The sequence below is a fragment of the Arthrobacter sp. 2YAF22_2 genome (assembly GCF_052114645.1).
Taxonomy (GTDB): Bacteria; Actinomycetota; Actinomycetes; order Actinomycetales; family Micrococcaceae; genus Arthrobacter.
Genome location: NZ_JBFRFD010000275.1, coordinates 1 through 4,987 on the forward strand (window position 1 = coordinate 1; position 4,987 = coordinate 4,987).

A 4,987-nucleotide genomic window follows, 5' to 3' on the forward strand; every position below is an offset into this window, starting at 1 on the left:
CGTGGTGCGCCGGCGTTACCTGTGGGCCATGCCGGTGGTGCTCCTGATGTGCCTGTCGCGACCCACCGGTGTGCCCTTCGCCGCCACGGTCGGACTGCTGTTCATCTACCGCGCCTATCCGCACCTCCTGGTCCTGATCCGCGGCCGCTCCTTGGCCGCCGCCGCGGGTGCGCAGGGTCCCGTCCCGGGTGCGGAGCATCCCGCGCCGGGCGAGGTGGAACCCGCGGCCGCCGACCCGGGACAACACAGCCGTCGCGAGCTGTGGTCGCTGGCCGGGCTGACCGCGGTCAGCGGGCTCGCCGCGCTGCTTTGGCCCGGAATCGCCTGGGCCGTCACGGGCGACATCCAGGCCTACACCAAGACCGAAACTGTCTGGCGGGGCCACGACCTGGTGCCCTTCAAACCGTGGTTCGACACCGGCGTCTTGCTCTTCGGGCCGGTCCTTGGGCTCTTCGCGCCGTTCGTCTTCGTGGGCGCCTTCGTCCTTTTGATGCGGTCCCGGCCGGTGGTGGCGGTGGGCGCCGAGCTCAGGCTATGGTGCGTTTGCTACATGGGCTACCTGCTGGTCTTCCTGCACCCACAGACCAGCACCTTCCGGATGCTGCTGCCGCTGTTTCCGCTGGCACTCAGCGCGGCCCTGGTTTCCCGCTCCCGCGCCTACCGAGGGACGGTTGTTGTGATGTTTCTGCTGCTTCAGGTGGTCTGGGTGGTGTGGCTGTGGGCGTGGGCCCAACTGCCCGGCGGCGGCGACTACCCGCCGTGATGCCCGACACCTTTGCGGGCCGGTGGTGCCGCATTCCCGCCGGCGTGGGAAAAGTCCAACGATTAGCTACAAGCGCGTAATTACGGGATAATGGACCGTAAGCAACGGAAAACTGAGTGTTGAGCCACGGCGGCCGCCATCACGGTCGTCGGGACGCATGTGTGACCAAGCGGACACAGCCCGGCCGGGCTGGTAAGTCACGGGACTACTGGAGGGGATATTCCTCATGGCGGCTATGAAACCACGCACCGGCGACGGCCCTATGGAAGTGACCAAAGAGGGCCGCAGCCTGATCATGCGTGTCCCGCTCGAAGGCGGAGGGCGGCTTGTGGTCGAACTCAACGCTGCAGAAGCGACAAACCTCAAGGAATGCTTGGTCGGCGTTACTGAATAACTTTTGCTGTCACATGAAGGGGCCCGTTGCCGGTAGGCGGCGGGCCTCCTTTTGCGTGAGTCCGGGCTGCTTCTTGCCGGGCTGATTCTATTTCTTGACCGCCACCAGCAGACCGTCGCCGGTGGGCAGCATGGCGGAGGCGAGGCGGTCGTCGTCGCGGATGGACTTCCCGATCTGCCGCAGCACCACGGTGGTTGCCTCCCGCGCCGCCGGGTTGGAGACCCGGTCCTTGTCCAGGGCGTCGTTGACGATCAGCAGGCCGCCGGACTTGAGCAGCCGGATGGCCTGCTCCACGTACCTCGGGTAATTGGGCTTGTCAGCGTCGATGAACACCAGGTCGTAGGCGCCGTCGGTCAGCCGCGGCAGCACATCGCCGGCACGCCCGGAGATGGTGCGGGTGCGGTTGGCCGGGCTGCCGGCCTCGTGGAAGGACTCCCGGGCGGCACGGAGGTGCTCGACGTCGACGTCGATCGTCGTCAGGACCGCCTGCGGGCCGAGCCCCCGCAGGATGCAGACGCCGGAGACGCCCGCGCCGGTGCCGATTTCCACCGCCGTCTGCGCCTTGGAGGCTGCGGCGAGGACCGTTAGGACAGCACCGACGCCGGGACCGATCGGAGTGACGCCCAGTTCGAAGGACCGTTCGCGAGCGTGCAACAAAACCTCATCCTCGGCAGGCAGATCTTCTGCGTAGGACCAGCTCGTGGACTTGTCGGCGCTCATTGGGTATCGCTTTCCGGGCAGGAGGGGAGTGTCCCATACAGCGTACTGTGTTCAGTGCCCCCTTCACGTGCTGCGCCCGGTGCCGCGGCTCGGTGCCGCGTTCCGCCGTGGGCGGAAGACACGCCGGCGTCAGGAAATTCTCAGCTAATTTTGAAATGATGGTGATCCGCTCATCCGCGAGGTGATCGGCGTCGAATCAAGGGTGACGGAGCTTGCAGCCGCAAGCCCATCCGGGCGTAGGGACCATCCGCGAGGGGAGTGGACAATGTCGGGTAGGGCAGCTGTCCCTGTAAATGACGAGTCGCAACCCGCGGCCGAGGCCGAGTGGGTCAGGCCGACGTGGGAAGAAGTGGTCACCAACCACTCCGCCAAGGTGTACCGCTTGGCGTACCGGCTCACCGGCAACAAGTTCGACGCCGAGGATCTCACCCAGGAAGTCTTTGTCCGGGTGTTCCGCTCGCTGGAGAACTTCAAACCGGGCACCCTAGACGGCTGGTTGCACCGCATCACCACCAACCTCTTCCTCGACCAGGCCCGGCGCAAGAGCCGGATCCGCTTCGACGCCCTGGCCGAGGACGCCGAGTCCCGCATCCCGGGCCGCGAACCCGGACCCGAACAAAGCTTTGAATTCAACAACCTCGACCTCGACGTGCAGGCCGCACTCGAGGAGCTGCCGCCGGACTTCCGCGCCGCCGTGGTCCTTTGCGACCTTGAGGGCCTGTCCTATGACGAGGTGGCCGCGGCGCTGGACGTCAAACTCGGCACAGTCAGGTCCCGGATCCACCGAGGCCGGACGATGCTGCGCGAGAAGCTCGCCCACCGCGACCCGAGGCCGGCGGCCGCGAAGCAGCCGCTGAAGCCGCGGCTGAAGATGCCACGCATCGCCGGCCTGCTCTGAACAGGCAATGGGGCAGCTGAAACACTTCGTGGGTGGCCTTCAGTGCCGGTTCCTCGCCCGCACACCGGGCAGCGTCCGGCTCGGTGCGGCGCCGCTCAACGACCGCGCCCTGGCACGACGTCGAGAGCACCTTGAACGGTGCGCAGCGTGCCGCACCCGCGCGCAGCGCGAACAGCAATACCTCGAGCGGCTGCGCGGCGCAGCCGTGCCCGTCGCCAGCGAGGACCTGACCGCCCGCTTGCTGGCACGCACGCACGCGCTTGCCGTCGGGGAGGAGCACACGCCGTCTGGAACCGCGCCCGGCCAGGAACGGGACACGGCCCCGTCGCAGCAGACCTTGCCGCACCGCACCGTCCCTCAGCAGGGGCTGCCCCCGCGGCCGGCCCGGGCGAGGCCGCTGCTGCTCGCCCTCCGGATTGCCGCCGGCATGGCCGCGGCTACGGTCCTGATGGGCGGCGCCACCTACGCCCTGGGCAGCCAGGCCGCACCGTCCGCCGACGGCGCCTTCAGCTCGGCCTTCCCCGGGCAGCTCAGCGGCCCGGCGCTGTCCTCCGAAACCGTGGCCGGGGCGGCGTGGTCGCTCAGTGGTGAGCCCAATGTCGTGCCCCCCGATGCGCTGAGCGCCGGGCAGCTCTCCGCGCTGCGCGGCAGAGGCTGGGCCTGCCCGGAACTGCGGGAGCTCGGCTACCATCTCGTCTGGGCCCGCGGCGGTGTCGCCTTCGGCTCGCAGGTCCTGGAGCTCCGCCTCACCGACGGCGCGCACTTTGCCACCGTCCTGGAGCAGCATGCCGCAGCAGGACCCAGGGCCGGCGGCGCAGGCGGGGCAGGGCCGCCGGACCCCGCAGCGCCGGTCAACGTCCTCACCGGCCACCAGGCGGCCGCGGATGGCTTCGTGGCTGCCGGGCTGGGGCCCGCCGCCGCGGCGGCCGGCACGCTCTGGGTCAACAGGCAACCCCCGTTCCGGGCCATCTACCGCACGCCGGACGCCACATTCACCTACGTCTCTGAGCTCCCGGAAGAACAGGCCGAGAAGGGCGTCAGCGCCCTCGCGCACGCCGGTCCCGGCCCGGCGGAGGTGCCTCAAAACGGCGAAGAGGTACCGGTCCGGCTGGAGCGGGGCCTAGGACGGATTGCGGAGCTCTTGGCCCGATGAGCGGACACAACGACCCCGCGCCTGAGTTGCTCCCTCGACCGGGTTGCGGTCGGGGCTTCGCCGAATCGTCGCACGCCTGACTGAGAGGGTAATCTTCCTAGAGTGTTTGGAATCAACGGACCGGAGTTCATTCTTCTGCTGATCATCGGCCTACTGGTGATCGGCCCCAGCAGATTGCCCGAATACACCCAGAAGCTGGCCAACATCGTCAAGGAAGTCCGGCGGATGGCSTCSGGMGCGCGCGAGCAGATCAAGGAAGAAGTCGGCATCGACATCGAYGAKGTSGACTGGAAGAARTACGATCCRCGKCARTATGATCCGCGCCGGATCATCAAGGAAGCCCTGCTTGAGGACGACTCCAAGCCGATGAGCGCCGGAGCGCCGGCTGCGGTTGCCCACGCCGAGGAGCGGCCGCCGGCGCGCGTCGTCGAGCGGCTTCCGCCGGGCGCCGCCGCCCCATTCGACACCGAAGCCACCTAGAGGCAGCCCGGCCCGGTGGACCCGTCAGCACGGCTGACGGGTCAGCGGGGCTGCAGGCCCAGCGACATACCCTTGAGCCCGCGGGGGCTGGACGCCAGCGTTTCGGCAATGTCCGCCAAGACCTGCGCGGCTGGTGTTTCTGGGCGGCCAAGTACCAGCGGGACGCCCGTGTCCCCGCCTTCGCGGAGCAGCATGTCGAGCGGGATCTGGCCGAGCAGCGGCACCTCGGAGCCAACTGTCGCGGAGAGCCGCTCGGCGAGCACGGCGCCCCCGCCGCTGCCGAAGAGCTCCATCCGGCCGCCGTCGGGCATTTCCAGATAGGACATGTTTTCCACGACGCCGGCCACGCTCTGGCCCGTCTGCACTGCGATCGCCCCGGCCCGCTCCGCGACGTCGGCGGCGGCGGCCTGCGGGGTGGTGACGACCAGGAGCCGGGCCTTCGGCAGCAGTTGCGCCACCGAGATGGCGATATCACCCGTTCCCGGGGGCAGGTCCAGGAAGAGCGCGTCCAGGTCACCGAAATATACATCCGTGAGGAACTGCTCGAGGGCACGGTGCAGCATCGGTCCGCGCCAGGCC

6 protein-coding genes and 1 pseudogene are annotated in these 4,987 nt (G+C 68.7%); 5 read left to right on the plus strand and 2 right to left on the minus strand.

Going from position 1 to position 4,987, the window contains the following annotated elements; all coding sequences use genetic code 11:
- Together AB4Y86_RS11965 and AB4Y86_RS11970 are read left to right on the plus strand one after the other, a co-directional pair.
- Positions 1-763 (plus strand): annotated as a pseudogene (locus AB4Y86_RS11965) (hypothetical protein); the annotation flags it as partial.
- A gap of 226 nt (positions 764-989) precedes the next feature.
- Positions 990-1,157: a DUF3117 domain-containing protein gene (locus AB4Y86_RS11970; RefSeq protein WP_079550332.1), complete on the plus strand. Its 168-nt coding sequence runs from the start codon at positions 990-992 to the stop codon at positions 1,155-1,157.
- A gap of 87 nt (positions 1,158-1,244) precedes the next feature.
- On the opposite strand, the gene AB4Y86_RS11975 is transcribed toward AB4Y86_RS11970, so the two are convergent.
- Positions 1,245-1,877, minus strand: coding sequence for an O-methyltransferase (locus tag AB4Y86_RS11975; RefSeq protein ID WP_441402447.1), 633 nt, complete (start codon positions 1,875-1,877; stop codon positions 1,245-1,247).
- A gap of 265 nt (positions 1,878-2,142) precedes the next feature.
- Between AB4Y86_RS11975 and sigE the strand changes: the two genes are divergently transcribed.
- The 3 genes from sigE (at position 2,143) to AB4Y86_RS11990 (ending at position 4,408) form a co-directional block, all read left to right on the plus strand.
- Positions 2,143-2,775 (plus strand): RNA polymerase sigma factor SigE, encoded by a 633-nt coding sequence (gene sigE, locus AB4Y86_RS11980; protein ID WP_441402448.1) that lies wholly within the window; start codon positions 2,143-2,145, stop codon positions 2,773-2,775.
- Positions 2,776-2,782: 7 nt separating this feature from the next.
- Positions 2,783-3,928 (plus strand): hypothetical protein, encoded by a 1,146-nt coding sequence (locus AB4Y86_RS11985; protein WP_441402449.1) that lies wholly within the window; start codon positions 2,783-2,785, stop codon positions 3,926-3,928.
- Positions 3,929-4,030: 102 nt separating this feature from the next.
- Positions 4,031-4,408: a twin-arginine translocase TatA/TatE family subunit gene (locus AB4Y86_RS11990; protein WP_441402450.1), complete on the plus strand. Its 378-nt coding sequence runs from the start codon at positions 4,031-4,033 to the stop codon at positions 4,406-4,408.
- A gap of 41 nt (positions 4,409-4,449) precedes the next feature.
- Here the strand turns inward: AB4Y86_RS11990 and AB4Y86_RS11995 are convergent.
- The coding region (locus tag AB4Y86_RS11995; RefSeq protein ID WP_441402451.1) for a P-loop NTPase at positions 4,450-4,987 on the minus strand (538 nt) is incomplete at its 5' end.

Coding starts and splice junctions, on each gene's coding strand:
- AB4Y86_RS11975 (WP_441402447.1), bottom strand. CDS start 1,877: ATGAGCGCCGACAAGTCCACGAGCTGGTCCTACGCAGAAGATCTGCCT.
- sigE (WP_441402448.1), top strand. CDS start 2,143: ATGTCGGGTAGGGCAGCTGTCCCTGTAAATGACGAGTCGCAACCCGCG.
- AB4Y86_RS11970 (WP_079550332.1), top strand. CDS start 990: ATGGCGGCTATGAAACCACGCACCGGCGACGGCCCTATGGAAGTGACC.
- AB4Y86_RS11985 (WP_441402449.1), top strand. CDS start 2,783: ATGGGGCAGCTGAAACACTTCGTGGGTGGCCTTCAGTGCCGGTTCCTC.